Below are 25,750 nucleotides of genomic sequence, written 5' to 3'. Positions count from 1 at the left end.
TTTCAAACGCGCTCTGACGTAAGGAGGATTTATGATGTGTATTATAGAAACGAAAGACTTAAAAAAATATTACGGAGCCGGTGAAAATGTGGTAAAAGCACTGGATGGAGTGGATCTTTCTATTGGGAAAGGTGAATTTGTATCGATTGTGGGAAGTTCGGGCAGTGGAAAATCCACCCTTCTGCATATGCTTGGAGGTCTGGATATTCCGACTTCCGGAACCGTGATGGTAGACCGGATCAATCTTTCCAGTATGACGAAAGATGAGCAGACCATATTTAGGCGGCGCAAGATTGGTTTTGTATTCCAGAATTATAATCTGCTGCCTCTGTTAAATGTTTATGAAAACATTGTTTTGCCAATCCAGCTGGATGGAGTTAAGCCGGATAAAAATTATATCAATGAAATTTTGGACATCTTGGGACTTCAGTCTAAGAAATATGCAATGCCCGGGCAGCTGTCGGGAGGACAGCAGCAGAGAGTGGCAATGGCAAGGGCATTGGCGACGAAGCCTGCGATTGTGCTTGCAGACGAGCCGACCGGGAATCTGGACAGTAAATCCAGCCAGGATGTGCTGGGGTTGATTAAGATCACCAGTGAGCGTTTTTGCCAGACCATTGTAATGATTACGCATAATAGTGAAATTGCCCAGATGGCAGGGCGGATTATTCATTTAGAAGATGGTAAAATCTATGTCAGGGAACAGCTATGATCCGGGTTGAAAATAAAAAGGTGATTGCAGGACTGGCGAAGAAAAATTATATTCAGAATTGGAAAAAGAATATTTTAATAATTGCAGCAATCATATTAACTACATTTATGATAACAGCGGTCTGCAGCGTCGGTCTGAGCTATTGGAACGCAATTTCTCTAAGGCATGTAATGATGAATGGAATGATATTTGATGTGAGCCTGCCGGCACCTACTAAAGAGCAGGTAAAAAAAGCAAATTCTATGGACGAAATATTGTATGCCGGCATCACCGTAGAGAGTGCAGTTATCGATAAATATCAGGAAAATGATGTGAATATCCCCTTATCCTGGAGTGATACAACGAACTGGGAAAAGCAGTGTGTTCCGGCTTACGAATTCTTAGAAGGAAAGTATCCGGACAAAGAAAATGAACTTTTGTTATCTACCCAGACCTTAAAAAGAATAGGGATAGATACGCCTAAAATTGGGATGCATCTTCCGGTGTCCTATTTTTTATTGTCAGAAAAAGATACTTCTCATGAGAAGTCGTTTGTGTTATCCGGATTTTACAGGGATTATTCTGGAATGTCACAGGGTTTTATATCCAGGGATTTTTATGAAAATTCAGGAGCAGAACAAACGGTTATGACCCAGGGTTCTTTAAAAATAACACTGAAAAATCATCTGTATTCCGTAAAGGATATTAAAATGCTGGAAGATGAACTATCGATTGAAGGAAGACAAATGTTATTTGCAGATTACTATCTGATGGAAGACTTCGTAAAATTTGCAGCAGGGCTTATGGGTTTGTTTTTTCTGATTGTTTTGAGCGGATATTTTTTTATTTATAATGTTCTTCATATTTCGATTGCCAAAGAAGTCCGTTTTTTTGGACAGTTAAAAACAATTGGTACTACATCTAAACAGATCAGGAGGTTTGTACTTAAGCAGGTGCTGTGGAATTCGTCGTTAGGCATACCCTCAGGGATGATACTCGGAGCATTGGTGTCGTTTTTGATTGTACCATCTGCATTGGAATTAGCGAATCCTACACTCCAGCTAAAAGAAGCAGTAGTATTTCATCCGTTAATTTTTATCGGAGCTGCACTGTTTTCCGGGCTGACCATTTATTTCAGCAGCAGGAAACCTGCAATGATAGCGGGTGATATTTCACCGGTTGAAGCAGCAAAATATTTTGGTATGGTATCCCCGCACCGGGATAGAAACAGTGTGAATGGGGGAAGGCTTAGCTACATGGCATGGCGCAATATGTTCCGGGAGAAGAAGCAGGCGGTTATTATACTAACTTCTTTTTTTGTAACGCTTACGGCTTTACTGGTCATCACAACCCTGGTTAATGGAAGCAGTACAAAGCATGTCCTGAATACACTGCAAGATTCCGATTTACGCATTATTAATCTTTCCACAGCGTATAATAATCCTATTCAAAGAATACAGCCATCCGTAATCGAGCAGATAAAATCCATGGATGGAGTTGAGGATGTCCGGACAGTAAGTTCAGCTGAACTGCTGATTCCTTATGATGAAGATATTTGGAAGGAATATTTTATAGGGCTTGAGAAGAAGCCAATTGCCAGAGGCGATTATGAGGAGCAGATGGTACTTTATAAAGAAGGAAAAGAAACAGATTTGTTTACCGGCAGGCTCGTGGGCATTGATGAAGCGGAATTTGATTCCATTAATAAAGAAATGGACGGCATTTTAAATAAAGAAGCGTTTATGTCTGGTGAAATCGGTTTGATAAGCCCTTTCCTTACGGGAATTTCGGTTAAAGAAACATTGGGTAAAGAACTTGTTTACCAATTAAAACAGAATAATGAACGAAAACAATATAAGATAAAAATAGAGGCGGAAATTCCTGGTGTTAGCTTTATTGCCAGCGGATACTTACCAAGCATAATAATCAGTGATGGATTAGCAAAAGAAATCTTAGGCGAGCCTATAACCGAAATTATAAAGATCGTTTATGAAGAACCATTTAATGCCGAACTGGATAAAAAAATAAAAGAATTATTTAAGGGTGAGAAAAACATATCGATGGAGTCGAAATTTGACAGCTATGATGAAATGAAGCAGTCGGAGACTCAGTTAAAAATTCTTGGCGGGGGTCTTGGAATAATCCTTACCTTATTAGCCATTTTGAACTATAGCAATATGACTGCTGCAGGGATACAGAACCGGATAAAAGAATTTGCAGCGCTGCAAAGTATTGGCATGACTACGGTACAGATCAGGAAGTTACTGCTGATAGAAGGAACGTGCTATGGAATTGTTTCATTCTTTTTTGTAATTATCCTGGGAATTCCAATTGATTATGTCATATACCATGCAATGAACCGTTACAGGATTCCTTTCCAGATACCGGTCAGATCAACTCTTCTTGTATTTGGCAGTATTTTAATCACCTGTATTTTTGTTCCATTGGTGGTTTATCAATTTTTGCATAAGGATAATATTGTGGAACAGCTGCGGGATATGGAATAAAAGATGGCTCCGGTTGTTACGCCGGAGCCAGTAAAATGGTACCCGGTTGTGCGGACCGGGTGTGAGTTATGAAATATATTAGCTTCTTGCTAATATATGTTAAATCTATCATATTCTGTATGTGCATTCAAACAAAATCGTTCGACAAAATATTTCATAAAACGACAAATCAACTTGCTGCAAATATGTATAGGCAGGGGTTATCTGGATAAATCTTCCACAATGGTATCTTCGGTGAGACCGGAAAGTACAGCTATTTTTTCGTTAACCATACTGCGAAAGCAATTGGGGAGATGTTCTTGGTGGGCTCTGTGAATCGCTACACATTCCACACATTTTCCATGATATTTGCAGGGTTTTTTGCAGGAACAATGGTCTTGTGATTTCAGTGCTTCGCGAAGTTCCGCTACGAATTCATCCTGGATTTTTATACCCTCTTGCCGGTTGCCCTTATGAAATTCCTTCATGGCTTCTTTCTCTTTTGCATGTCCATCAATTTTCATAGTATGTACAGCTCCTTTTTTCTTTTATTATAAAACAGATACGTATGAATGTCAAAAGTGTATAACTATTCATTATACTATGCATCACAGTAATAAAATATCTTGTATTTATACATGTGGTGAGATATAATAATGTCAGCAGTTGAAATTTACCGGGAAGCATAAATTCTAAATGAAATCAGCATTCCAAGTAGAATAAAATATGGTCTTCGATGAGGAAGAGTTTCTGGTTGCAGCAGTTACCGGGGACTCTTTTCTATTGAGTCAGGGAATTTCAGACTGCAGGCAGAGCTAAGATACATAAAAAATTGCAAATCAGAAATGGAGGATTTGAGATGAAAACAGAAACAGTGGAAAATATGTGTGGTGGAAAAGGACATGTTGTGATCAAACATATCCTGGGCGAAAAAGAATTAAACGGCAAATGCGGTCTATATGCGGAAGTAACTATTGAACCGGAATGTTCTCTGGGGTATCATGAACATCACGGAGAGAGTGAAACTTATTATATCTTATCCGGAACAGGTGATTATGATGATAATGGAAATGTTCGCCCGGTAAAAGCAGGAGATGTTACATTTACCCCGGATGGTTCCGGGCATGGACTAATTAATACGGGAAATACGGATCTTGTTTTCATGGCACTGATAATTATGGATTAAAGCTTGTTCGATGAATAAAATAATTTATTAATATTGCAGTTCGCACAAATACTTCTGAATTTTTCAGGAGTATTTTTCGTAATTAAGAAAAAAATGCAGAAATTTCTAAAAACATCTTGACTGTAAACCTGGTTTATACCTTATATACCAATAAAAGGAGGTGAAAACTTGACAATAAAAGAGGTTGAAGAGGAATTAAATGTCACCAGAGCAAATGTTCGCTTTTATGAAAAGGAGGGGCTGCTGACTGCCAGGCGAAATCCGATTAATGGTTACCGGGATTACTCCAGGGAAAATATTGAGACTTTAAAAAAGATTATCTTTCTAAGAAAGCTTAATGTACCTATTGAAGAGATTAAGCTGGTGCAGTTGGAAAAGCTCTCGATGGAAGAAATGCTTCATAAACAGGCAGACTCATTGGAGGCAGAGATAAAACAATTAGAACAATCCAGGTGGATTTGTTTAGAGCTGGTTAAGAATCAAGATTTTGATTATGCCAATTTAACGGTAGAACGGTATGAGGATGCTGTAGACAAATCCGGTTATATGATTTTTCGGGATACGATTAGTAATCTTGCAGCAATGAAAGGAAAGATTGCAATATGGTCAATCATTATCTTTTCATTTATATTAGCGTTTATCTCTTATCCGCTGCTGCCGGAAGGAATTGTAGTCTGGTGGAACGATATTGGTAAAATCGTTTATGGAGATAAACTGCTTGTCTTTATTTTTCCTGTCATTGCATCCATGCTTGTCTTCACAGCCAGATCCTGGGTCTGGAATTTTCTCTATCGCAATATGCCTTACTATATGCTGAAAGTGGATGCCATTACCACAATCGTGTGCCTCTATTTGTCCATTCTTTTGCTGACAAGTCAGCTATATGCGATTTTCTATCACAACTGGATAAGCTGGCCAATTGAAAGCAGCGTTATCGTGGAAACACTCATATTTTTATTTATTTTGTTAGTAATTGCCTATAAAAAGAAAAAGGAGGAGCGATAACATGGAACTGGCAATGATCTTTGTGATTATGCTGGCATTATTTATGGGGGCTGTTTTTTATGAACGTAAATGCGGTGAGCGGAAAGTTCGTAAGTGGATTCATGATTCCTATGGTAAGATACCGGCAGACAGAAAGCTTCCCTTTGAACAGATTCAAATTTTCTGGGAAGAATTTAAAATGGACATTCCCGAGAACGAAAGCGTAGATGATGTTACCTGGAATGACCTGGAGATGGATAAGATTTTTTCCAGAATAAATGTCTGTACATCATTTGCGGGGGAACAGGTGCTGTATGCCAGGCTTCACAAGCTGCCGGCAGATAAAGCCGGGCTTTTAATTCTGGAAGAACAAATTTGCTTTTATTTCAAGAATGATAAAATCAGGGAAGAAGTGCAGTATTTGCTTAGCAGACTTGGGAAAGAAGAAGTGAATTATTATCTGCCTGTGTTTATGAGTAATCTGGATGCTCTTGGTTCAATTCATGTAAGGTTTTACAGGATTATGCAGATATTGCTGTTCTTGTCTGTGATTCCGGCTCTTGTCAGAGGACAGTCAAGCCTTCTGTTGATTACAGCATTGGTATTTATGATCAATGCAGTAATTTATGCACTGAATAAAGTCAGGCATGAAGTCTATATGGATACCCTTACCGGGATTATAGGAGTGGCAAAGAGTGTAAAAGAAATTGTGAAAAAACCGGAGAAATACACGATTCATATACCGGAATGCATCAAAGAAAATGTAAAATTATTCGATAAAATAACGAAAATGCTTGTCAGCCTTCAGCGGAAGAAGCGGGAAGGAATGTCTGGAGATCTATTAGGGGTTGTCCATGATTACCTGATAGGAGCAACCCTTTGGGATTTTATTGTCTATGATAAAATCATCCGCTACCTGAGGGGAAAACAAAAGGAATTTATGGAGCTGTTTGAGTTCATAGGCGAGTTGGAAGCATCTGTTTCTGTAGCTTCATTCAGGAAAAGCCTGGAGTTATACTGTATACCTGAATTTATAAATAAGCCGGTGCTGAAAATGACGGAAATCTATCATCCGCTGATCGAACATCCGGTCTGCAATACGGTATCCCTGGACCGTAACTGTATCATAACGGGATCAAATGCTTCCGGAAAGTCTACGTTTATCAAAGCCGTGGCGGCAAATGTGATCCTTGCGGAAAGCATTCATACCTGTATGGCAAGACAGATGCAGCTGCCGGATGCCATGGTGATTACCTCCATGGCGGTGCGGGACGATCTTATGGGCGGTGAAAGTTATTATATGAAAGAAATTAAATATCTGAACCGCATTGTAAAAAGTGTAAAAGATAAACGGATGGTCATCTGCGTTATTGATGAGATTTTAAGAGGAACGAATACACAGGAGCGAATTGCGGCTTCGGCGGCAATATTAGAATATCTGGAAAATCAAAATTGCCTAGCGATTGTGGCATCCCATGATATTGAGTTGACACGGAAACTGGAAGATGCCTATGGATATTATTTTTTTTGTGAACAGATGCAGGGCAGGGATATTGCATTTGATTATAAGATCCGGGAAGGGGTCAGCAATACGAAGAACGCGATTGCTCTGCTGGAGGCTATTGGCTTTCCGAGTATGATCATCGACAGAGCAAGGCAGATGCTGTGATACGGCTTTTTGTCACTTTTCACAAATAATTTTTTTTAGCTGGAATGCGGCAGCACTGAGCGGATACTTTGTGTTCTCAACGAGACAGATATTTCGGAAAGGAATTTCTTCTGCAACCCGGATTTCAAACACTTCCTGTGCGTTTACTGCACGTGCTGCAAATTCCTCTGGAATAAAACCGATACCGAGATCATGGGTAACCATTGGCAGTATCAGGTCGGTGGTAGCCACCTCGATGTCAGGCTCCAGGTACAGCTTATGGGAGGAAAATATTTTTTCGTAAAAGGTATAGGTCGTCGTACCCTTGGATAAGGAAATCAGAGGATATTGTTTTAAATCTTCTAAATGGAGAACCTGATCTTTTAAATGTTTAAAATGAGGACCTGCAATTAAAATTTCCCGAAAGGGAAGGAGTTTTGTTTCTTCGAGGGGGGCATAGGCATCCGTAGGTGTGGTGACGATGGCAAAATCAATTTTGTCGTATTTCAGGTGATCAATTGCTTCTGGTGTGGTAACATTTTGAATCAGCAGCTTAATATTGGGGTACATGGAGTGAAAACTCTTCAGTTTTACCAGCAGGAAACCATGCAGTGCTGTTTCACTGGCTCCAATACGGATCAATCCATCCTGGAGAGTGGAAATGTCTTTTAAAGATTTTTCGCCGATAAAGATTTCTTCGCAGGCTCTGCGGACATGGGCAAATAATTCTTCTCCCTCATGTGTCAGGGAAACGCCTTTTTGTGAGCGGACAAACAGTTTGCAGCGCAGTTCTTCTTCCAGAAGTTTAATGGTACGGGAAATAGATGGCTGGCTGGACATCAGCAGATTGGCAGCCTGGGTAATGCTTTTGTATTTTGCCACGAAATAGAATATTTTGTAGTATTCAAAATTTGCCGACATGGTATTGATTCCTCCATCGTAATTGATCCATAGAAAATTGTTATGGACACTATACAATAATATTATTTTATTTTATGCTTACTTAATAGTATAATACGATTTGTATAAAACAACAAGCTTTTGTTGACATATCAACTGTAGGCGCCAGCATTGCCAATGCAATATAGTAATAAGCGGCAGTTCTGAAATCAGTAGAAATGACGGCAAAGGAAATAGGAGGAAAATATGAATACATATGGTCTTGAAAAATTAGGTATTATTAATCCCAAAGCTGTTTACCGCAATTTAAGCCCGGCGCAGCTGGTAGAAAAGGCACTTTGCAATGGAGAAGGAAAATTAAGCAGCACAGGTGCTTTAGTAGTTACTACCGGAAAATATACGGGACGTTCTCCGGAGGACAAATTTGTAGTAGATTCAAAAGGAATCCATGATGATATTGCGTGGGGAAAAGTAAACCGTCCGATCAGCCAGGAAAAATTCAATGGGATTAAAGAGAAATTAACGGCTTATCTCCAGAATCGTGAACTCTATATTTTTGATGGCATGGCGGGAGCAGATCCGGCATGTACAAAAAAATTCCGGGTGGTAAATGAATTGGCAAGCCAGAACCTGTTTATACATCAGCTTCTGATCCGTCCTACAGCAGATGAACTTGCTGACTATGGAGATCCGGACTTTACCATAATTGCAGCTCCGGGATTTAAATGTATCCCGGAAACAGACGGTGTGCACAGTGAGGCAGCAATTATGATCGATTACGAAGCAAAACTGATTGTAATCGCAGGGTCACAATATTCCGGAGAAATGAAAAAAAGCGTATTCTCCGTTATGAATTATCTGATGCCGAAAGAGAAAAATGTACTGCCAATGCATTGTTCTGCAAACATGGATCCGGTAACCGGAGAAACAGCGATTTTCTTTGGATTATCAGGAACAGGAAAGACAACGCTTTCAGCAGATCCGGGACGTAAGTTAATCGGTGATGATGAACACGGCTGGTCAGAAGAAGGAATCTTTAACTTCGAAGGCGGCTGCTATGCAAAATGTATTAATCTGGATCCCGAAGGCGAACCTGAAATCTATGGAGCAATCAGGTTCGGAAGTCTGGTTGAAAATGTGGTGATCGACTCTGAGAGCCGTGAACCTGATTTTGATGATGGAAGCCTGACCGATAATACCCGTGTGGGTTATCCGGTAGATTATATATCCAATGCTGCAATCCCAGGAGTAGGAGGTGTGCCGAAAGTGGTAATCTTCTTAACCGCAGATGCATTTGGCGTACTTCCTCCAATCAGCAGACTTGACCAGAATGCAGCAATGTATCACTTCGTGACCGGATTTACATCTAAGCTGGCAGGAACAGAGAGAGGGGTTCAGGAACCGCAGCCCACATTCTCCACCTGTTTTGGTGAACCATTTATGCCAATGGATCCATCCATTTATGCAGAGATGTTAGGAGAGCGGATTGAAAAACATGATACAAAGGTATATCTGATTAACACCGGATGGGCAGGCGGACCGTACGGAGTCGGAAGCCGTATGAAACTGAAATATACACGTGCTATGGTTACTGCTGCACTGAATGGCGATATTGATAAGGCAGAATATAAACATGATGAGGTATTCAACTTAGATGTTCCTCAGAGCTGCCCGAATGTGCCGGATGAAATTATGAATCCACGTGATACATGGGAAGATAAAACAGCTTATGATGAGTCAGCTAAAAAACTTGCAAAGATGTTCCAGGAAAACTTTGCAAAAAAATATCCGAATATGCCAAAAAATATTGCAGATGCAGGCCCAAAAGCATAATCAGAAATGAACAGATAAAAATTACAAAAAATTACAAAATACGAAAGATAAAAAAGTAAGCAAAGGCCGTTTCTTAGAGTGATATTCCGACAGGCTCCTGAGAACGGCTTTTATCATGTCCAAAATTAATGGATGGAAAATGAATCAAATCCGGTGTATAATTGATTAAGACGTTTTTACAAAAAGGAGGAGTAAAATGACTGGAAAATCTAATTGTGACTGCTGCTTGAATTATGCATATGATGATGATTATGAATGTTATATCTGTGAGGTAAATCTGGATGAGGATGAGATGGGCCAGTTTATGAGAAATACATTTACTAATTGTCCTTATTTTCAGTTTAATGACGAATATAAAGTAGTCCGTAAACAGATGTAAAGTCCCATAAAAGAGGGAGAGCCAGTACCTTTAGGTACTGGCGGGTTATGAAAAAGATTTTTTAATAATGTGTTGTTTGTACTGATCTCTCTGTACAAATAATACTATAATATTATTCTGTGAAAAATATGTGACGTAGAATTGAAGAATTTGTGTGCATTTTATAAAATAAATGGAAACTCTTTTGAAGCAAGAATAACAGGAGAATAATCAGTACTTCTCAAATGCAGTTGTATCATACCGAAAAAGATGTTAAAATAAAGCTATGATAACAGTCAGGGAGGAAATCAATATGAAATATCAAAAAATGATAGCGCCTATAGTAATTACGGCATTACTGGTTCTTTTTTTAATGGTGTATCTCACAATGATTACCGTTGTGCCAATTCCCATAGTTGTAAAGGTTTTATTTGGAATTATTATTTTAGCGTTGATTGGTGTTTCCTTTTTTGTACTGGCAGAACGATTAAAAGAGATAAGGAGCGGAGAAGAAGATGATCTTAGTAAATACTGATTATATTACTGGAAAGACATTTGAAATGCTGGGCTTGGTAAAGGGAAGTACCATACAATCCAAGAATATCGGCAGAGATATTACCCAGGGGTTCAAAACCATTGTCGGCGGGGAATTAAAGGCTTATAATGAGATGATGAATGAAGCCAGAGCGCTGGCAACAAAAAGAATGGTGGAAGAGGCAGAGGGCATGGGCGCTGATGCAGTAGTAAATATCCGTTATGCATCCTCCGCTATCATGCAGGGGGCAGCGGAAGTAATTGCTTATGGAACTGCCGTGAAATTTATGTAACAAAAATTAAATCCATGTTATTGCAGTCTCCTGTGAGAGACATAATAACATGGATTTTTCTCTGCTGTTTTTAGGAATATTAAAATTAATTACCACCGGGACCGTCTTTGCGGGGTCTCGTACTTTCATCTTTTGGAATAATATTTCCATTGCCAAACTCAGGAGGAAATGTATTTGTTGCATTATCCGGTTTTGGTGTGTCGATTTCAGGAATGTTGCCATCATCGTAAACATTTGTTTTCGTGTTGCCGTCGTTAACATTTATCATGTGTTGTTCCTCTCTTTCGCATGAATGCCTGGAATCGCAGGCTATTGGTTGCCTTCACCTTCCGCTACTATTTCTTCCAGTACGCGTATTAAGTCATGAATATTATTCAGTTGTACATTTTTTTCCAGGATCAGATTTTTCAGATCGATGGAAAGTGTTTCGAATTTCTCCTTTACTTCCGGAGCTATATAAGAAGCCATTTATCATCACCTCACATATAATATGTTCAGAAAAAGGCAGTTTTATTCATCTGATTCCTTTTTTGCCGGATTGCATATGCTAGATATATGGATAAACAAAGCGAGGTATGTGACATGGAAATAAAAAAAAGTATTTTAACCAATTCAAGTTGTTATAAAACAGGCAGAACCATAACGCCTCAGGGGATAATGACACATTCCACAGCAACTCCTGGAGGGACTGCAAAGGATTTTATCAGTTATTGGAATGGAGATATTGACGCCTGCACAAATTATATCATTGATGATACCGGTATCTATCAGCTGCTCCCGGAGACCCACAGATCGTGGCATGCCGGCTCACCGGCAAATGATATGTATATTAGTTATGAAATCTGTGAACCTGGAACGTTTTCTTATAATGGCCAATGGCAGTCAATGGGAAATTATGATCCTTCCCTTCCGGAAAATATCCGTTATTTTCGGAATGTATATGAAAAAGCAGTCTGGCTCAGCGCTTATTTTTGTAAAAAATACGGATGGAAGCCGGACAAAGAGCATGTTCTGTGCCATTATGAAGGATTTTTAAAAGGTGTGGCAACAGAACATGTGGATGTAACCCATTGGTTTCCAAAACACGGCAAAAGCATGGATACTTTCCGGGCAGATGTCAAAGCAGCAATGGGCAATGAGTCAAAGCCGGAGAATCCAAAGCCGGAAGATCCGAAACCGGAAGAAAATGTACAATATTATGTTCAGGCAGGATCCTTTAAAGATGAGAAGATGGCGAACAGCCTGTCAGCAGTTTTAAATAAAAAGGGTTTTCAGGCATTTGTAAAGAAAGTGAATAAACTCTATAAGATTCAGGCGGGTGCTTTTAGAGACAGGGAAAATGCAGCTAAGATGGTACAAAAGTTAAAAGATGCCGGTTTTGAATCTTTTATTATAAAGAAGTCCTGATTTGCAGGACCAAGGTGTCCGGATGATGTTGCGGGGGCAGAAATTCTGCCTTTTCTGGCTCCCGGCATAGTAAATGGGATCGTTGCAATGTAGAAATCAGGATGGGAAAAGAGCAAAAAAAGGGGACCAGTTGCCTGGTCCTAAAAGGAAAGAGAAATGTATAAAAAAAGCTTATTCGCTTTATTTATAAATAATACTATACTATGCAGATATGAATGAAATATGGCGTCAGACTTAATATATTCTAAAATAATTAAAAGAATTATAAAAAAACAGGAAAGCTTAACTTTATAAAATACTTATAAACTATTTATGAATTACGTACTTTGCATTGACGAACATTGTAGATTGTCTTATAATATTTTTGTATGGAAGTAAGAAAAAAACAGGGAGACTACAGATGAATATTTTATTCTTTTTGACCCCGAAAAGTGAGGTTGCGTATTTGTATGATGACTATTCGCTGCGGCAGGCGCTGGAGAAGATGGAGCATCACAGATACAGTGCAGTACCGATTATTAACCGAAAAGGCAATTATGTTGGTACGATCACAGAAGGGGACATGTTATGGAATGTGAAAGACAAATACCTATTAGATTTACATAAAGCAGAAGATATCCCGCTGGCACAGATAAAAAGAAGGTGGTACAATGATCCCATCAATGTTAACTGTGAGATTGAGGATCTGGTAATGACATCGATGAATCAGAATTTCGTACCCGTAATCGATGATAATCAGATTTTTATCGGTATCATTAAAAGGAAGGATATCATTCAGTACTGTTATAACTGCTATAAGGGAAGCCTGAAAAAATAAGTTAAAATTAGTAATGTTTGGTAGAACAGATTAAATTTCTCTTATATGGAGTTGTACTTGCATATTTTGTTGTATTTTCAGAAAATTGCACCGGGTAACGGAAAATTACCCGGATATTTTAGGAATATTCACTTTAACAATTCAATGTGTTACAAAACCACTTTGCCAAATTTGACATTGACAAAGAATGTAATAATTGGTAGAATACTTTTAGTCTGTATAAAAGGTGGTTTTACTATGAAAAAACGTATATTATCTATGTTAGTTGACAACACATCCGGTGTATTAAGCCGTGTGGCAGGTTTATTTAGCAGACGTGGCTATAATATTGACAGTTTGACTGTTGGTGTAACCGCTGATCCTAGATATTCCAGAATGACAGTTGTTGTATGTGGAGATGAATTGATCCTGGATCAGATTACCAAGCAGGTAGCGAAACTGGTAGATGTGGTGGATATTAAGTCGTTATGTCCGGAAGAGAGCGTCAGCCGTGAGCTAATCCTTGTGAAGGTACGGGCAGATGCAGGCAATCGTCAGGCTATTATTGCAGTAGCTGATATATTCAGGGCTAAGATCGTAGATGTGGCAGTGGATTCACTTATCATCGAACTAACAGGAAACCAGTCAAAACTGGATGCTTTTATTAACCTTCTGGAAGGATATGAGATTCTGGAACTGGCACGAACCGGTATTACCGGATTATCCCGTGGTGCGGAAGACGTAAGATATTTATAGTACGTCAGATACATATGGAAAGAGTACGCTAGAGGCTTTTAAACCTTTAACAAATATAAAACATTTGGAGGAAATGAAAATGGCAGCAAAAATTTATTATCAGGAAGATTGTAATCTTGCATTATTAGAAGGTAAAACCATTGCTATTATTGGTTATGGCAGCCAGGGGCATGCACATGCGTTAAACGCAAAAGAGTCCGGATGCAACGTTATCATTGGTCTTTATGAAGGAAGCAAATCATGGGCGAAAGCGGAAGCACAGGGATTTGAAGTTTATACAGCTGCAGAAGCAGCAAAAAAAGCGGATATCATCATGATTCTGATTAATGATGAAAAGCAGGCTCAAATGTATAAAGAATCTATTGAGCCAAACTTAGAAGAAGGAAACATGCTGATGTTTGCTCACGGTTTTGCAATTCACTTCGGACAGATCGTAGCACCTAAGAATGTAGATGTTGTAATGATCGCTCCTAAGGGACCTGGACATACCGTAAGAAGCCAGTATCAGGAAGGAAAAGGAGTTCCTTGTCTGATCGCAGTACATCAGGATTCTACAGGAAAAGCTCATGACAAAGGATTGGCTTACGCTTTAGCAATCGGCGGAGCAAGAGCTGGTGTTCTGGAAACAACTTTCCGTCAGGAAACAGAAACAGACCTCTTCGGCGAGCAGGCAGTTCTTTGCGGTGGTGTTACAGCTCTTATGAAAGCTGGTTTCGAAACATTAGTAGAGGCTGGTTATGAACCGGAAAGTGCATATTTTGAATGTATTCACGAAATGAAACTGATCGTTGACCTGATCTTCGAAAGCGGATTTGAAGGAATGAGATATTCTATTTCTAACACAGCTGAGTACGGAGATTACATCACAGGTCCTAAGATCGTTACAGATGAAACAAAGAAAGCAATGAAACAGATCTTAACAGACATCCAGGAAGGTGTTTTTGCACGTAACTGGTTATTAGAGAATCAGGTAGGATGCCCGAACTTCATGGCTAAGAGAAAACAGGAAGCAGGTCATCAGTTAGAAGAAGTTGGTAAAGAACTTCGTAAATTATATAGCTGGAATGACGGAAACAAATTACTGGACAACTAATTCCAGATTCAGCATTTCTATGCAGGTAAAATTGTTGGGGAGCTCCCAGTGATTATATAGTCAAAAAATCCGGCAGGGTTATGATTTTTCATAACGCTGCCGGATTTTTTGTGATCAGGAATTGAAATGCCGATATACGATTTGTGATATGGCGCGAATATTAGCCTGTGCCGCACCTGCATTAGAGATATTTGACATTACACAGAGAATATAATCTGCTTTGGGAGAATAGACAATTGCCATATCGTGCTGATATTCATCCGTTTCTCCGGTTTTATTGGCAACAACTGTTCCGGCTGGAAGACCGGACGGTATTTTAATGCGGAAAGTCTGCTGCTTTAGCAGATCCAGCATTTTGTTCGAATAGGTTTTTGATACGCATTTTCCATTGTAAATGTCTTCTAGAATTTTTCCGCAGTTCTGGACGGATGTCTGATTCCAGGTGGTACCGTTGTTAATGTCTTCCCCGCTGTTAGAGCAGGAAATAGCCTGTCCCTGATTAGTATCCGTATATCCATATTTTTTACAGAAATCGTTGGTTGCATTTTTACCAATGGTACGGACCAGCGTGTTAAAAGATTCGTTGCTGCTGTAAGTGATCATAGAGTGGAGCAGCTGGTTGATGGATGCGGTTTCTGAAATTCGACCGTTTTGAATGGATTCATATACGGCGCCCATGGTAAATACCTTTATGACACTGGCTGCATAATAATAATTATTACCAATTAAACAGATTTGATCATCATTTAAATTTTTTACGTAAACAGACCACCTGCCCGGTGTACAGGAGTTATTGATGTAAGCCGTCAGCTCATCGTTCAGGGCGGTAATGGACTGCTTTTTATTTTTGATCCATTTTCCATTTTTATCTACATAATAGCCTTGTACCCAGGTATTAACTGCCATTTTGCCATTGGAGTTAAAATAATAGTCATAAGTCTTTTTCCCTTTTTTGATTTTCTGCCATCCGGTTTGCATCACACCCTTTTTATTAAAGTAATAAGTGGATTTGCCTTTTTTCAGCCAGCCGGTCTGCATGATACCTTTGCTGTTAAAATAGTATTTCTTACCTTTTATAGTATGAAATCCTTTTTGGATGATTCCTTTTTTATTGGCATAGTATTTTTTGTTATTGTATGTTTTGAATCCATTCGTACGGAGATAACCGTTTTTATCAAATAAATATGTATTACCTTTTACTTTTTTCAGTCCCGTGGCTGCTGTCCCGTTGGAAGTAAGATATAATTTCTTCCCTTTAAAAGTAACGAAGCGGTTTTGGATCATACGGCCTTTGACATTAAAATAGTAGCGTTTGCCATCAATTTTATAAGTGGTATTACAGATTTTTTCCCCGTTTTTATCGTAATAATACCGGTATTTCATCTGTACCCACCCGGTTTTTGCGGGCTTTGCACCGGCGGCATGGGTGGTAACAGGTAATGTGGTTGCCATTAGAATCAGCAGTAACAGTAGTAAAGATCGAAACTTCTTCATAAATCAATATTCCCCCTTTTGGTTTTACTGCAGAAGCTGATGAATTCCTGTAACGCGTGGGAGGGATATGACGATTTAAGATATGCAAATCCGACCTGGCGCTTATGAATTGGAAATTCAAGAGGAATCTCCTGCAAAGTCTGGTTGTCTAACTCTTTCTGAACAAATTTTTTTATGACGCATGCAACGCCAAGCCCTATTTTTGCGAAATCAATCAAAAGATCCATCGTCGTTACTTCTAACAGGGTGTTGGGTTCCAGCTTCTGCTCAGCCAGATAATCATCGATATACTGGCGGGTCATATTATCTTTGTCTAAAAGCATAAGAGTGGCTGTACTTAATATATCATATTTTTCTTCTTTTGTCCGTAAGAAAAGGTTATCCAGGTAATTTTTTGATGCTACGAAAATGTCTTCAATTTCTTCTATGGGATGGAATTGGATATGAGTGTTGTGCTCCGGTTTACTAATCAGCCCGATGTCAATTTTCTGTTCTTCTAATAACTGCAGGGTACGATTACTGGACTGGCATTCAATCGTTATGCGGATGTGAGGGTACAGCTTAATAAACTCCTGCAGATAAGGGAGCAGCAGGTATTTGCAAAGGGTTGTGCTAACGCCTATACGCAGGTGGCCAATGCCCAGATCAGCGGCCATGCGCAGCTGCTCTTCCCCGGTCTCAATGGCGTCAAAAGCCGTTTTGACATGGTCATAGAGCAATTTGCCTTCGTCAGTAAGCCGTACACCACGGGAGGTTCTGGTAAAAAGAACCGTATCCAGAGACTGTTCCAGCCTTTGAATCGACTTGCTGATTGCTGGCTGGCTGATGTAAAGTTCCCCGGCGGCTCTGGAGATATTGCCGGCATTTGCTACGGTAAAAAATATTTTATAGAGTGACAGGTTCTGATTCATAGATATCCTCATTTCTTTGCGAGTCCGAAAATAACGTTAACAAAATGACATTGGAAGTAAACTGCAATAATATAACGTCAAGTTATAACAAATATTCATAATATGTATTTCTATTATATCAATATTTGTGATATAATTCAAACAATAGTTAAGATCCATTCGTTTTTAGGGATTTTGATTCAACGAAAATCAGGAGGACAAATAACATGGGAATGACAATGACACAGAAAATTTTAGCTGCTCATGCCGGACTGCAGACTGTAGAAGCAGGACAGCTGATAGAAGCAGATCTGGATCTGGTACTGGGAAATGATATCACTTCTCCGGTAGCGATTCATGAAATGGATAAAATGAAAACAGGAGGGGTATTCCATAAGGATAAAATTGCCCTTGTAATGGACCACTTTATTCCGAATAAAGATATCAAGTCAGCAGAGCATTGCAAATGCGTGCGTGAATTTGCCTGTAAGCATGATATTACCAATTACTTTGATGTAGGAGATATGGGAATTGAACATGCGCTTCTCCCGGAAAAAGGACTGACAGTAGCAGGAGATGTAATCATCGGTGCAGATTCCCATACTTGTACGTATGGAGCTTTAGGAGCATTTTCAACCGGCGTGGGAAGTACGGATATGGCAGCTGGCATGGCAACAGGTAAAGCATGGTTTAAAGTACCTTCCGCCATTAAATTTAACCTGGTTGGAACACCTTCAAAATGGGTGAGCGGGAAAGATGTGATTTTACATATCATCGGTATGATTGGGGTGGATGGTGCTCTCTATAAATCTATGGAATTTGTAGGAGAGGGTGTCAAGAATCTTACAATGGATGACCGTTTTACAATTGCAAATATGGCAATTGAGGCTGGCGGTAAAAATGGTATTTTCCCGGTAGATGAATTAACTGCTGCATATTTTGAATCCCATACCAAGAGGCCTTATACCGTTTATGAAGCAGATGAAGATGCCGAATATGAAGAAGAGTACACAATTAATTTAAGTGAATTAAAGCCTACGATCGCATTTCCACATCTGCCTGAAAATACGAAGACTATTGATGAGATCCAGGAAGATGTTGTGATTGATCAGGTTGTTATCGGATCCTGTACTAATGGACGTATTGATGATTTGAGATGTGCAGCCGGAATTTTAAAAGACCGTCATGTGAAAAAAGGAATCCGCTGTATCGTAATTCCTGCAACTCAGAAGATATATCTCCAGGCGATCGAAGAAGGGCTGATCCAGACCTTTATTAAAGCAGGTGCAGTGGTGAGTACACCTACATGCGGTCCTTGTCTGGGCGGCTATATGGGAATCCTGGCAGCGGGAGAGCGCTGTGTATCTACAACCAACAGAAACTTTGTAGGACGTATGGGTCATGTGGAATCAGAAGTATATCTCACAAGTCCTGCAGTAGCTGCTGCAAGTGCAATAACCGGTAAAATTTCAGCTCCGGCAGAATTAGGATTATAGGAGGAAGCATCGATGAAAGCAAATGGAACAGTATTTAAATATGGAGACAACGTAGATACAGATGTCATCATTCCGGCAAGATACCTGAATTCTTCTGATCCGGCGGAACTGGCAACACATTGTATGGAAGATATCGATAAAGATTTTGTGAATCAGGTGAAAAAAGGAGATATTATCGTTGCAGAGAAAAACTTCGGCTGCGGCTCATCCAGAGAACATGCACCTATTGCAATCAAAGCAGCCGGTGTAAGCTGCGTTATTGCAGAAACATTTGCAAGGATTTTTTACCGGAATGCAATTAATATCGGTTTGCCGATTATTGAATGTCCGGAGGCTTCCCAGGGGATTGAAAGCGGAGATGAAGTGGAAGTAGATTTTGACAGCGGGATGATCTATAACAAAACAAAGGGAACAGAGTTTAAAGGACAGGCGTTTCCAGAGTTTATGCAAAAATTGATCGAGGCTGGCGGACTGATTAATTATATAAATAATAAATAAGACAGCGATGATATTCGGAAGGGGCGTGCAATTGCATGCCCCTGTTATTTATTACCTTTTGCGCATCAAATAATAATTATCTTACCAGCATTATCATCAATTTTGTCTTTTCTTTCTATCAAAAAAATGTTGCAGCATATTTTCTGATTCGTTCGGCAGCATCTCAAATAAAACTGGTTTCAGGATTATAAATAACCGACTGCCTGACCAATTACATAACCTGCAAAATATACAAATATCACTAATAATGCAAAAGCTAATACTGTTTTGAAAATATTTTTAGGAGTAACTTTCTCTGTTGATTTCATATAGGACCACACCTCCTTAAAAATTCTGATTTAAATATATCATATAAAAATGGAAAAATATACTACCAATATTATTGTCTGGTTTTATCAGATTAAAAAAGGGTATGATAAAGGTGCATTTTATAAGAAATCCTAAAGAATAAACGTTGAAAATATATCCCGGATCGACTATAATGAAATCTAATATATCTGAATTTTTTTATATATTATAGACAGGATTAATGGTTCAACAAACAGACCACTGTTATACGCACAACTGTATGGGAAAATATAAAATTTACAGAAAAATACTTTCAGATAAGGAACGGGATGAAATGCTACATAAAATGATAAAAGTAAATGCAAATATAATTTCAAAGGCAATAACTGTCATTATTATATTGATTATAATAGTTTACTACACAATAACAATTTACAACTCCAATATTATGAATAAACAAATGGTCACTGTTAGTGAACATCCGTATACAGTTGTCGTTGCAATAGGTGATGTCAAAGCAAACTTGATGTTATTGCGTGCATTGCCGGAGAGATTGACATACTCCCAGTCTCAGGAGATCGTTGAGGGGATAAGAGCATATTATGACACCATCAACCAGTCTATGACGGAGAAGATAGACTTATTGCTTGAACGTTACCTTGCCGATAAAGAAAGTGTCCCTGCCATGCAATCTACCTATCTTCAGCTAATTGAAGCCCAGACAAAGCTCTTATCAATAGCAGAAGGCGAGGATAGTAATGCAGAAGATATTTCGGCATATTATACGAAGGAAATAATACCCAAACTGGACAAGCTGGATGAGCTGTCTGAAACCATCACGAAAGGTGCTGGAAATAAACTAAAAGAATATTCTTCTCTGGTAACCCGTTCCAAGAATACCATGTTGGTAATGGCTAGTATTCTCAGTAGTGCTATGCTGATAGCAATTATTTTTTATATGTACATTTTACGGCTAAAATACAAAGCCGAGGAAGAAATGCGTGACATTAGGGCAGAACTTGAAGTAGAACAACGTGCCAATTCTGCAAAATCACAATTTTTATTTAATATGTCACATGATATTCGCACCCCTATGAATGCCATCATCGGTCTTACTGCCATAGCTGCTATGGATATTAATAAGCAGGACAAAGTAAAGGCATGTCTTACTAAAATAACTACTTCTTCAAAACAGCTGCTGGGTCTCATCAATGATGTTTTAGATATGAGCCGGATCGAGAGCGGAAAGGTTTCATTGAATGATGAAGATTTTGTGCTGCCGGAACTAATTGATGACTTCATCAGCATTACACAACTGCAAACAGCTGACAAAGGATTAAAAATGGAGATCAATGTCAGTGATCTGACCCATGAACGAGTAACAGGTGATGCAGTACAAATCAGGCGTATATTGTCGAATATCTTTGGCAATGCCCTGAAGTTTACACCCGCTGGAGGAGAAATCTGGTTAACCATACGTGAGCTGCCACCCACGACAAAAGGATATGGAACTTATCAGTTTATTATGCGTGATACTGGTATTGGCATGACGGAAGATTTTATAAAAAAACTGTTTCTGCCTTTTGAACGAGCTGAAACATCCACCAAAAGCAAGGTGGAAGGAACTGGTCTGGGAATGGCTATTACAAAAAATATCGTGGATATGATGAGTGGGCAAATCAAGGTTGAAAGTGAGGTAAACAAAGGTACAACATTTACGGTAACTCTTCCAATAAAGCTGCAAAACTGTGAGGAAGAACTTTGTGATTTCAGTCAATTATATGATTTGCGTTCTCTAGTTGTTGATGATGATCCCATCGCCTGTGAGAGTACTGCTAGAATGATAGAGGAAATCGGCATGCGCAGTGAATGGGTGCTCACGGGAAGCGAGGCTGTGAAAAAGGTAAAAATAGCGCATGAATCCGTCCAGGATTATCACGTAGTTATTGTAGACTGGCAGATGCCAGGTATGGATGGTGTACAAACCACTCGCCAGATACGCGAAATTGTTGGTGAGGAACTGCCGATAATTGTTCTGACGGCGTATGACTGGGCTGATATTGCTGAAGAGGCTCAATCTGCTGGTGTGAATGCATTTTTATCAAAACCGGTATTCAAATCCAGGCTGTACCATGTTATGAGCGATCTGACAAAAGAGGAAAAGAAAGATTTATCGATCGATGCTGAAAATTTAGAAAGTATGCAACACTTTTCAGGTCGTGTTCTTCTGGTAGAGGATAATGAGATTAATATGGAAATAGCGGAAGAGTTTATTAGATACTTTGGAGTTGATATAGAAAAAGTCTGGAATGGATTAGAGGCGGTGGAACGAATTAAAGCGGTTGCGCCGGATTATTATGACCTTGTGTTTATGGATATCCAGATGCCGCATATGGATGGTTATGAAGCCACCCAGGAAATCCGAAAATTTGAAAAGGAGCAAGGTGACACTCATCTGCCGATTGTTGCGATGTCTGCAAATGCTTTTATAGAAGAAATTAATAAAGGCTATGCCTGTGGAATGGATAGTTATATCACCAAACCTGTGGAACTTGTAACGCTTTATAGCGTTTTGAAAAAGTATCTTTAAGCTGCAATTCAATAGTAATTTCACGCTTAAGACAAGCAGTGGAAAAAGCGCATATTGTAATATAAGAGTTGAATAAGATTTATGGATAGAGGCGTACATTTGTATGTCTCTATTTTATTGAAAAGATTTATCTACGGTAAAAGTGGATAATATTACCGACTAGACGAGAATAGCTGCCAGTTAGTCAATAGGGGATGAAAATTTGATGGAAATATGATATTATAATGTTTAATTCTAATAATATAATGTGAATTATTTATAAAAATATAGGAAGGAGAAGCGTAAGAATCTAATATTTGGCAATTCCAGATTCATATTAGTAAGTAGTATGTTCAATGAAACTTCCAAAGAGAAAAGGGAGAATATCTATGAAGAGAAGGATGAAGATTTCAGGAATTATTTGATATAAATCTTCTAAACAAAGCATCATATTAATTAAAATAAATAGGGGGTAAAATTATGAACAAAAAACTAAAAATATTAATAACTTCAATCATCCTAGTGCTGGTTATGGCAATGCTTCCAGTAAATAATACAATGGCTTCCAATAGCAAAGTAATTCGTAATGACAATACTGGTATACCAGATAAAGTTTTATATCAAATTATTTTGCGTAAACTTAACAAATACGGGTTTGATACATTTACTGAAAAAGAAGCATTGAAAATAAAAAAGCTGGATGCAAGTAATTATAATAATACTAAAAAAATAAAAAGCCTAAAAGGAATAGGGAAGCTTAAAAATCTTGTTTTTTTAGATGTTTCTTACAATAAAATATTTTCTTTATCTGGGATAGAAAAATTAAATAAACTAAATGTGTTAGATTTTAGTTTTAATCAAGTGAAAAATATAAAAGCAATTAAAAATTTGTATAGCTTAAAGCATCTTACTTTAGATGGTAATAAAATAATAAGCCTTAAAGACATTGAAAATTTAACAAATTTAGAATCAATTTATGCACAATTAAATAGAGTAAAAGAATTACCAAATCTTAAAAAATATACGAAATTAATGGATGCTAATTTTAAATATAATAAAATTAGCAAAAAAGAATTGACTAAAAAGTTGCCAGATAATTGGCTGAGAAATGATAATTGGTTTAAAAGTCATGTTAAACTTCAAAATCTTGTTAAATCAATCAACCTAGTTAAACCAAATTCATTTAATAGTATTAATAAGAATACTAAAAAAATTATAGGAAAGGCAAATAAAAAGTCGACTATTGTGCTTAGAGATTCAACAAAAAAAAGAATACAAACAGTTAAATCAGATATTAATGGGCAGTTTTCATTTAAAAATCTCGATTTAAAAAAGTATGCAGGAAAAACATTGTCATTAGAATCATATGTAGTGGATCAAGTGTATGATGAGCGGTATATCCTAAAAGTGAAGAAGTTTATTGTCCACAAATAACAAAGGTAACGGACAAAAATGTCCACAACTCAGATTTACAGCTATTCTCTAACCCAGATCACATCTATGCGGTTACAAAATTCTTTTCTTTTTAATATTGTTACAACGATAACAAATAATGAATATAACATATTTCCAATATACGGCTGAGTGGAAAATCTCTTTGCCAAGCCAGCACTTATGAAAAAGAAGATGATTTGTAATATAAGGAGAATCCAATAAGAATTAAATAATCCGAATTTCTATGAGGCTTCAGACACCCCATCCTGTTGCCTCCTCTGTGTTACAATATTAATTTACAAAATCTATTTTAATAGTTAAGCTAAATAAAATTTGCTTGCATCGATCTTTTGTTCAAGCGATATTTATCATTAACGTAGGATATTTTGCACTTACATTAGAACAGGAACAGTGTTAGAACAGTCCTTCAAAAAACAAAAAACACTAACTCTCATATCCCAGAAAGTCAGTGTTTGTACGGGTTTTCATCATCGGAGTGACAAGATTTGAACTTGCGACCTCTCGGCCCCCAGCCGAGCGCGCTACCAAGCTACGCCACACTCCGTTGATGCATATTATAGCAATAAAACAAGAAAAAAGCAAGTTTTATTGTGCATATTTTTTAGAACAATTTTAATATAATCACAATACTTTAAATAGTCATTTAAAAAACCCCTAAGTGCTCTAAAAGAATCTTCGTTCCCATGAGAATTAGTATTATTCCTCCGGCGAGTTCTGCTTTTGATTTATATCGTGCGCCAAAGATATTTCCGATTTTAACACCGATAAAGGAACATGCAAATGTTACGATACCGATAAAGGAGACAGCAGGAATGATATCTACACTTAAGAAAGCAAAGGTAACTCCTATGGCAAGAGCATCAATGCTGGTAGCAACGGCAAGTACCAGCATAGATTTCATATCCAGGGAGTCATTACAGCACTCCTGCTCTTTGCTCAAAGCTTCCCGTATCATATTAATCCCGATGATTCCCAGTAGTATAAAAGCAATCCAATGGTCTATACTGGTTATGTATTCTTTGAACTGCACACCCAGGAAATACCCAATCAGCGGCATACCTGCCTGGAATATTCCAAAGTAGAGCCCTACAATACAACATTTCTTAAATGTACTTTTGGGCATGGATAACCCCTTACAGATGGATACAGCAAATGCATCCATAGAAAGCCCTACTGCTAAAATCAATAATTCTGCTAAATTCATATCTTTCCTCCTGCGGTATGTTTATGTATCTTAAAAACGATGCCAGTTGCTGTACTACTTATAATAGTAATTTTAAAACACGCTCTGGGACAAAAGAAAAGACCTATCCGCAGATGGAATCTCTGCAGATAAGTCTCGTTATTTAAAGCAGAACCAGATAATTACTTATCAGTATGTTGACCCTGCTACACATGCGTGCTAACTACTCCCTTATGCTGGCGTTAACGTTTGTTTTGAATAGTATATAATAATTTTTATCATTTGGCAAGTGAAATATAAATTAGTTAGATGTCAAACTTTATAAAAAGTTTAGAATTTTTTTGTTGAATTAGAAAATAACGGGTGATAATATATTCGTTAGATGTCTAACTAAAAAACGAGACTTCAAACGATGCACAGATAGGGGTGAATAAGATGGACATGGATTTGTGTGCAAAGGTTAAATTCAGTGAATGGGCGATACAAAGATATGAGTTTCGATATCTTCGCCATGAACTGGACAATGAAAAGCTTTATAAAGGGGATCCCAGGCTCCTGATGTTTATTTCCCAGACAGAGGGATGCAGCCAGACTCAGATAGCTAAGAACCTTTGCATAAAACCGGCTACGCTGACTGTGATGATTAAGAGAATGGAAGCGGCAGGGCTGATCAGCCGGAAATCAGATGATAAGGATATGAGAACCCAGAGGGTTTACATAACCCAACGTGGAAAAGAGACTGCTACACGTACCAGGGATGTTTTTAAAAAAGCGATTGAAGAAATTTATGATGGCTTGACGGAACTGGAATTGGCTGAATATTTACGTATTATGGAAAAAATACAAAAAAATCTTGTGAAATTGACGGACAGTATTCCAAAAGAAGCCTTCGATTTTGAATTACCGCGTTAA

At 38.3% G+C, this 25,750-nt stretch carries 26 protein-coding genes and 1 tRNA gene; 18 read left to right on the top strand and 9 right to left on the bottom strand.

The genetic code is table 11. From position 1 onward, the window contains the following. Window positions 1-34: 34 nt before the first annotated feature. Both CD03_RS0116735 and CD03_RS0116730 read left to right on the top strand, forming a co-directional pair. Window positions 35-712, top strand: coding sequence for an ABC transporter ATP-binding protein (locus CD03_RS0116735; RefSeq protein ID WP_027294633.1), 678 nt, complete (start codon window positions 35-37; stop codon window positions 710-712). After that, window positions 709-3,198, top strand: coding sequence for an FtsX-like permease family protein (locus tag CD03_RS0116730; protein ID WP_027294632.1), 2,490 nt, complete (start codon window positions 709-711; stop codon window positions 3,196-3,198). The genes CD03_RS0116735 and CD03_RS0116730 overlap by 4 nt, the downstream gene beginning before the upstream one ends. A gap of 200 nt (window positions 3,199-3,398) precedes the next feature. On the opposite strand, the gene CD03_RS0116725 is transcribed toward CD03_RS0116730, so the two are convergent. Then, window positions 3,399-3,701: a hypothetical protein gene (locus tag CD03_RS0116725; RefSeq protein WP_027294631.1), complete on the bottom strand. Its 303-nt coding sequence runs from the start codon at window positions 3,699-3,701 to the stop codon at window positions 3,399-3,401. A gap of 335 nt (window positions 3,702-4,036) precedes the next feature. Between CD03_RS0116725 and CD03_RS0116720 the strand changes: the two genes are divergently transcribed. The 3 genes from CD03_RS0116720 (at window position 4,037) to CD03_RS0116710 (ending at window position 7,016) form a co-directional block, all read left to right on the top strand. Then, window positions 4,037-4,363, top strand: a complete 327-nt coding sequence (locus CD03_RS0116720; RefSeq protein ID WP_027294630.1) for a cupin domain-containing protein — start codon at window positions 4,037-4,039, stop codon at window positions 4,361-4,363. A gap of 168 nt (window positions 4,364-4,531) precedes the next feature. Next, entirely contained in the window at window positions 4,532-5,368 is an 837-nt protein-coding gene (locus CD03_RS0116715) for a MerR family transcriptional regulator (RefSeq protein WP_027294629.1), read from the top strand. 1 nt (window position 5,369) lies between these two features. Further along, entirely contained in the window at window positions 5,370-7,016 is a 1,647-nt protein-coding gene (locus CD03_RS0116710) for a MutS-related protein (RefSeq protein ID WP_044289434.1), read from the top strand. A gap of 12 nt (window positions 7,017-7,028) precedes the next feature. On the opposite strand, the gene CD03_RS0116705 is transcribed toward CD03_RS0116710, so the two are convergent. After that, on the bottom strand, window positions 7,029-7,916 hold the full coding sequence (locus tag CD03_RS0116705) for a LysR family transcriptional regulator (protein ID WP_027294627.1): 888 nt from the start codon (window positions 7,914-7,916) through the stop codon (window positions 7,029-7,031). Between the two features lie 225 nt (window positions 7,917-8,141). Here CD03_RS0116705 and pckA point away from each other — a divergent pair, with 225 nt between their 5' ends. The 4 genes from pckA to CD03_RS0116685 all read left to right on the top strand — a co-directional run bounded on the left by pckA (window position 8,142) and on the right by CD03_RS0116685 (window position 10,913). Next, window positions 8,142-9,728: a phosphoenolpyruvate carboxykinase (ATP) gene (gene pckA, locus CD03_RS0116700; protein WP_027294626.1), complete on the top strand. Its 1,587-nt coding sequence runs from the start codon at window positions 8,142-8,144 to the stop codon at window positions 9,726-9,728. Window positions 9,729-9,924: 196 nt separating this feature from the next. Continuing rightward, the gene (locus tag CD03_RS0116695; protein ID WP_027294625.1) at window positions 9,925-10,107 is read left to right on the top strand and encodes a DUF6472 family protein; all 183 of its coding nucleotides are present in this window, start codon (window positions 9,925-9,927) and stop codon (window positions 10,105-10,107) included. A gap of 292 nt (window positions 10,108-10,399) precedes the next feature. Then, window positions 10,400-10,621, top strand: a complete 222-nt coding sequence (locus CD03_RS0116690) for a hypothetical protein (RefSeq protein ID WP_027294624.1) — start codon at window positions 10,400-10,402, stop codon at window positions 10,619-10,621. Next, window positions 10,602-10,913 (top strand): YbjQ family protein, encoded by a 312-nt coding sequence (locus CD03_RS0116685; protein ID WP_027294623.1) that lies wholly within the window; start codon window positions 10,602-10,604, stop codon window positions 10,911-10,913. The genes CD03_RS0116690 and CD03_RS0116685 overlap by 20 nt, the downstream gene beginning before the upstream one ends. Before the next feature lie 85 nt (window positions 10,914-10,998). Here CD03_RS0116685 and CD03_RS0116680 read toward each other — a convergent pair whose 3' ends face one another. Both CD03_RS0116680 and CD03_RS38290 read right to left on the bottom strand, forming a co-directional pair. Beyond that, complete coding sequence (locus CD03_RS0116680) at window positions 10,999-11,181, bottom strand: hypothetical protein (protein ID WP_027294622.1); 183 nt, start codon at window positions 11,179-11,181, stop codon at window positions 10,999-11,001. A gap of 41 nt (window positions 11,182-11,222) precedes the next feature. Beyond that, entirely contained in the window at window positions 11,223-11,381 is a 159-nt protein-coding gene (locus tag CD03_RS38290; RefSeq protein ID WP_027294621.1) for a hypothetical protein, read from the bottom strand. 87 nt (window positions 11,382-11,468) lie between these two features. Between CD03_RS38290 and CD03_RS33800 the strand changes: the two genes are divergently transcribed. The 4 genes from CD03_RS33800 (at window position 11,469) to ilvC (ending at window position 14,965) form a co-directional block, all read left to right on the top strand. Continuing rightward, entirely contained in the window at window positions 11,469-12,320 is an 852-nt protein-coding gene (locus CD03_RS33800; protein ID WP_081820270.1) for an N-acetylmuramoyl-L-alanine amidase, read from the top strand. A 400-nt stretch (window positions 12,321-12,720) separates the two neighbouring features. Next, the gene (locus CD03_RS0116665) at window positions 12,721-13,137 is read left to right on the top strand and encodes a CBS domain-containing protein (RefSeq protein ID WP_027294620.1); all 417 of its coding nucleotides are present in this window, start codon (window positions 12,721-12,723) and stop codon (window positions 13,135-13,137) included. 237 nt (window positions 13,138-13,374) lie between these two features. Continuing rightward, window positions 13,375-13,872: an acetolactate synthase small subunit gene (gene ilvN / locus CD03_RS0116660; RefSeq protein WP_027294619.1), complete on the top strand. Its 498-nt coding sequence runs from the start codon at window positions 13,375-13,377 to the stop codon at window positions 13,870-13,872. Window positions 13,873-13,945: 73 nt separating this feature from the next. Beyond that, complete coding sequence (gene ilvC, locus CD03_RS0116655; RefSeq protein WP_377141913.1) at window positions 13,946-14,965, top strand: ketol-acid reductoisomerase; 1,020 nt, start codon at window positions 13,946-13,948, stop codon at window positions 14,963-14,965. A 114-nt stretch (window positions 14,966-15,079) separates the two neighbouring features. Here the strand turns inward: ilvC and CD03_RS36185 are convergent, their stop codons facing one another. Together CD03_RS36185 and CD03_RS0116645 are read right to left on the bottom strand one after the other, a co-directional pair. Further along, on the bottom strand, window positions 15,080-16,459 hold the full coding sequence (locus tag CD03_RS36185; protein WP_052377841.1) for a serine hydrolase: 1,380 nt from the start codon (window positions 16,457-16,459) through the stop codon (window positions 15,080-15,082). Continuing rightward, a complete protein-coding gene (locus tag CD03_RS0116645; protein ID WP_027294617.1) occupies window positions 16,456-17,370 on the bottom strand; it encodes a LysR family transcriptional regulator in 915 nt (304 codons plus the stop codon). The genes CD03_RS36185 and CD03_RS0116645 overlap by 4 nt, the downstream gene beginning before the upstream one ends. A gap of 206 nt (window positions 17,371-17,576) precedes the next feature. On the opposite strand from CD03_RS0116645, the gene leuC reads away from it, so the two are divergent. Both leuC and leuD read left to right on the top strand, forming a co-directional pair. Beyond that, on the top strand, window positions 17,577-18,845 hold the full coding sequence (gene leuC, locus CD03_RS0116640) for a 3-isopropylmalate dehydratase large subunit (protein ID WP_027294616.1): 1,269 nt from the start codon (window positions 17,577-17,579) through the stop codon (window positions 18,843-18,845). A gap of 12 nt (window positions 18,846-18,857) precedes the next feature. Beyond that, entirely contained in the window at window positions 18,858-19,343 is a 486-nt protein-coding gene (gene leuD / locus CD03_RS0116635) for a 3-isopropylmalate dehydratase small subunit (RefSeq protein ID WP_027294615.1), read from the top strand. Window positions 19,344-19,528: 185 nt separating this feature from the next. On the opposite strand, the gene CD03_RS38925 is transcribed toward leuD, so the two are convergent. Beyond that, window positions 19,529-19,651: a hypothetical protein gene (locus CD03_RS38925; RefSeq protein ID WP_255348094.1), complete on the bottom strand. Its 123-nt coding sequence runs from the start codon at window positions 19,649-19,651 to the stop codon at window positions 19,529-19,531. A 260-nt stretch (window positions 19,652-19,911) separates the two neighbouring features. Between CD03_RS38925 and CD03_RS0116620 the strand changes: the two genes are divergently transcribed. Together CD03_RS0116620 and CD03_RS0116615 are read left to right on the top strand one after the other, a co-directional pair. After that, window positions 19,912-22,221, top strand: coding sequence for a response regulator (locus tag CD03_RS0116620; RefSeq protein WP_081820269.1), 2,310 nt, complete (start codon window positions 19,912-19,914; stop codon window positions 22,219-22,221). A 459-nt stretch (window positions 22,222-22,680) separates the two neighbouring features. Next, window positions 22,681-23,634, top strand: coding sequence for a leucine-rich repeat domain-containing protein (locus CD03_RS0116615; protein WP_027294613.1), 954 nt, complete (start codon window positions 22,681-22,683; stop codon window positions 23,632-23,634). A gap of 491 nt (window positions 23,635-24,125) precedes the next feature. On the opposite strand, the gene CD03_RS0116610 is transcribed toward CD03_RS0116615, so the two are convergent. Both CD03_RS0116610 and CD03_RS0116605 read right to left on the bottom strand, forming a co-directional pair. Continuing rightward, window positions 24,126-24,199: transfer RNA gene (locus tag CD03_RS0116610), tRNA-Pro, on the bottom strand. Window positions 24,200-24,298: 99 nt separating this feature from the next. Continuing rightward, window positions 24,299-24,859, bottom strand: a complete 561-nt coding sequence (locus CD03_RS0116605; protein WP_027294612.1) for a manganese efflux pump MntP — start codon at window positions 24,857-24,859, stop codon at window positions 24,299-24,301. Between the two features lie 414 nt (window positions 24,860-25,273). On the opposite strand from CD03_RS0116605, the gene CD03_RS33790 reads away from it, so the two are divergent. Continuing rightward, on the top strand, window positions 25,274-25,750 hold the full coding sequence (locus CD03_RS33790) for a MarR family winged helix-turn-helix transcriptional regulator (RefSeq protein WP_052377840.1): 477 nt from the start codon (window positions 25,274-25,276) through the stop codon (window positions 25,748-25,750).

It is taken from the genome of Robinsoniella sp. KNHs210, assembly GCF_000686105.1.
GTDB lineage: Bacteria > Bacillota > Clostridia > Lachnospirales > Lachnospiraceae > Robinsoniella > Robinsoniella peoriensis.
This window is presented reverse-complemented; position numbering and strand designations above follow the sequence as displayed.

Coding starts and splice junctions, on each gene's coding strand:
- CD03_RS33800 (WP_081820270.1), top strand. CDS start 11,469: ATGGATAAACAAAGCGAGGTATGTGACATGGAAATAAAAAAAAGTATT.
- CD03_RS0116695 (WP_027294625.1), top strand. CDS start 9,925: ATGACTGGAAAATCTAATTGTGACTGCTGCTTGAATTATGCATATGAT.
- CD03_RS0116735 (WP_027294633.1), top strand. CDS start 35: ATGTGTATTATAGAAACGAAAGACTTAAAAAAATATTACGGAGCCGGT.
- pckA (WP_027294626.1), top strand. CDS start 8,142: ATGAATACATATGGTCTTGAAAAATTAGGTATTATTAATCCCAAAGCT.
- ilvN (WP_027294619.1), top strand. CDS start 13,375: ATGAAAAAACGTATATTATCTATGTTAGTTGACAACACATCCGGTGTA.
- CD03_RS0116680 (WP_027294622.1), bottom strand. CDS start 11,181: ATGATAAATGTTAACGACGGCAACACGAAAACAAATGTTTACGATGAT.
- CD03_RS33790 (WP_052377840.1), top strand. CDS start 25,274: ATGGACATGGATTTGTGTGCAAAGGTTAAATTCAGTGAATGGGCGATA.
- CD03_RS0116605 (WP_027294612.1), bottom strand. CDS start 24,859: ATGAATTTAGCAGAATTATTGATTTTAGCAGTAGGGCTTTCTATGGAT.
- leuC (WP_027294616.1), top strand. CDS start 17,577: ATGGGAATGACAATGACACAGAAAATTTTAGCTGCTCATGCCGGACTG.
- CD03_RS0116730 (WP_027294632.1), top strand. CDS start 709: ATGATCCGGGTTGAAAATAAAAAGGTGATTGCAGGACTGGCGAAGAAA.
- CD03_RS0116615 (WP_027294613.1), top strand. CDS start 22,681: ATGAACAAAAAACTAAAAATATTAATAACTTCAATCATCCTAGTGCTG.
- CD03_RS0116725 (WP_027294631.1), bottom strand. CDS start 3,701: ATGAAAATTGATGGACATGCAAAAGAGAAAGAAGCCATGAAGGAATTT.
- CD03_RS38925 (WP_255348094.1), bottom strand. CDS start 19,651: ATGAAATCAACAGAGAAAGTTACTCCTAAAAATATTTTCAAAACAGTA.
- CD03_RS0116690 (WP_027294624.1), top strand. CDS start 10,400: ATGAAATATCAAAAAATGATAGCGCCTATAGTAATTACGGCATTACTG.
- ilvC (WP_377141913.1), top strand. CDS start 13,946: ATGAAAATGGCAGCAAAAATTTATTATCAGGAAGATTGTAATCTTGCA.
- CD03_RS0116665 (WP_027294620.1), top strand. CDS start 12,721: ATGAATATTTTATTCTTTTTGACCCCGAAAAGTGAGGTTGCGTATTTG.
- CD03_RS0116620 (WP_081820269.1), top strand. CDS start 19,912: ATGGGAAAATATAAAATTTACAGAAAAATACTTTCAGATAAGGAACGG.
- CD03_RS0116705 (WP_027294627.1), bottom strand. CDS start 7,916: ATGTCGGCAAATTTTGAATACTACAAAATATTCTATTTCGTGGCAAAA.
- CD03_RS0116720 (WP_027294630.1), top strand. CDS start 4,037: ATGAAAACAGAAACAGTGGAAAATATGTGTGGTGGAAAAGGACATGTT.
- CD03_RS38290 (WP_027294621.1), bottom strand. CDS start 11,381: ATGGCTTCTTATATAGCTCCGGAAGTAAAGGAGAAATTCGAAACACTT.
- CD03_RS0116645 (WP_027294617.1), bottom strand. CDS start 17,370: ATGAATCAGAACCTGTCACTCTATAAAATATTTTTTACCGTAGCAAAT.
- CD03_RS36185 (WP_052377841.1), bottom strand. CDS start 16,459: ATGAAGAAGTTTCGATCTTTACTACTGTTACTGCTGATTCTAATGGCA.
- CD03_RS0116710 (WP_044289434.1), top strand. CDS start 5,370: ATGGAACTGGCAATGATCTTTGTGATTATGCTGGCATTATTTATGGGG.
- CD03_RS0116685 (WP_027294623.1), top strand. CDS start 10,602: ATGATCTTAGTAAATACTGATTATATTACTGGAAAGACATTTGAAATG.
- leuD (WP_027294615.1), top strand. CDS start 18,858: ATGAAAGCAAATGGAACAGTATTTAAATATGGAGACAACGTAGATACA.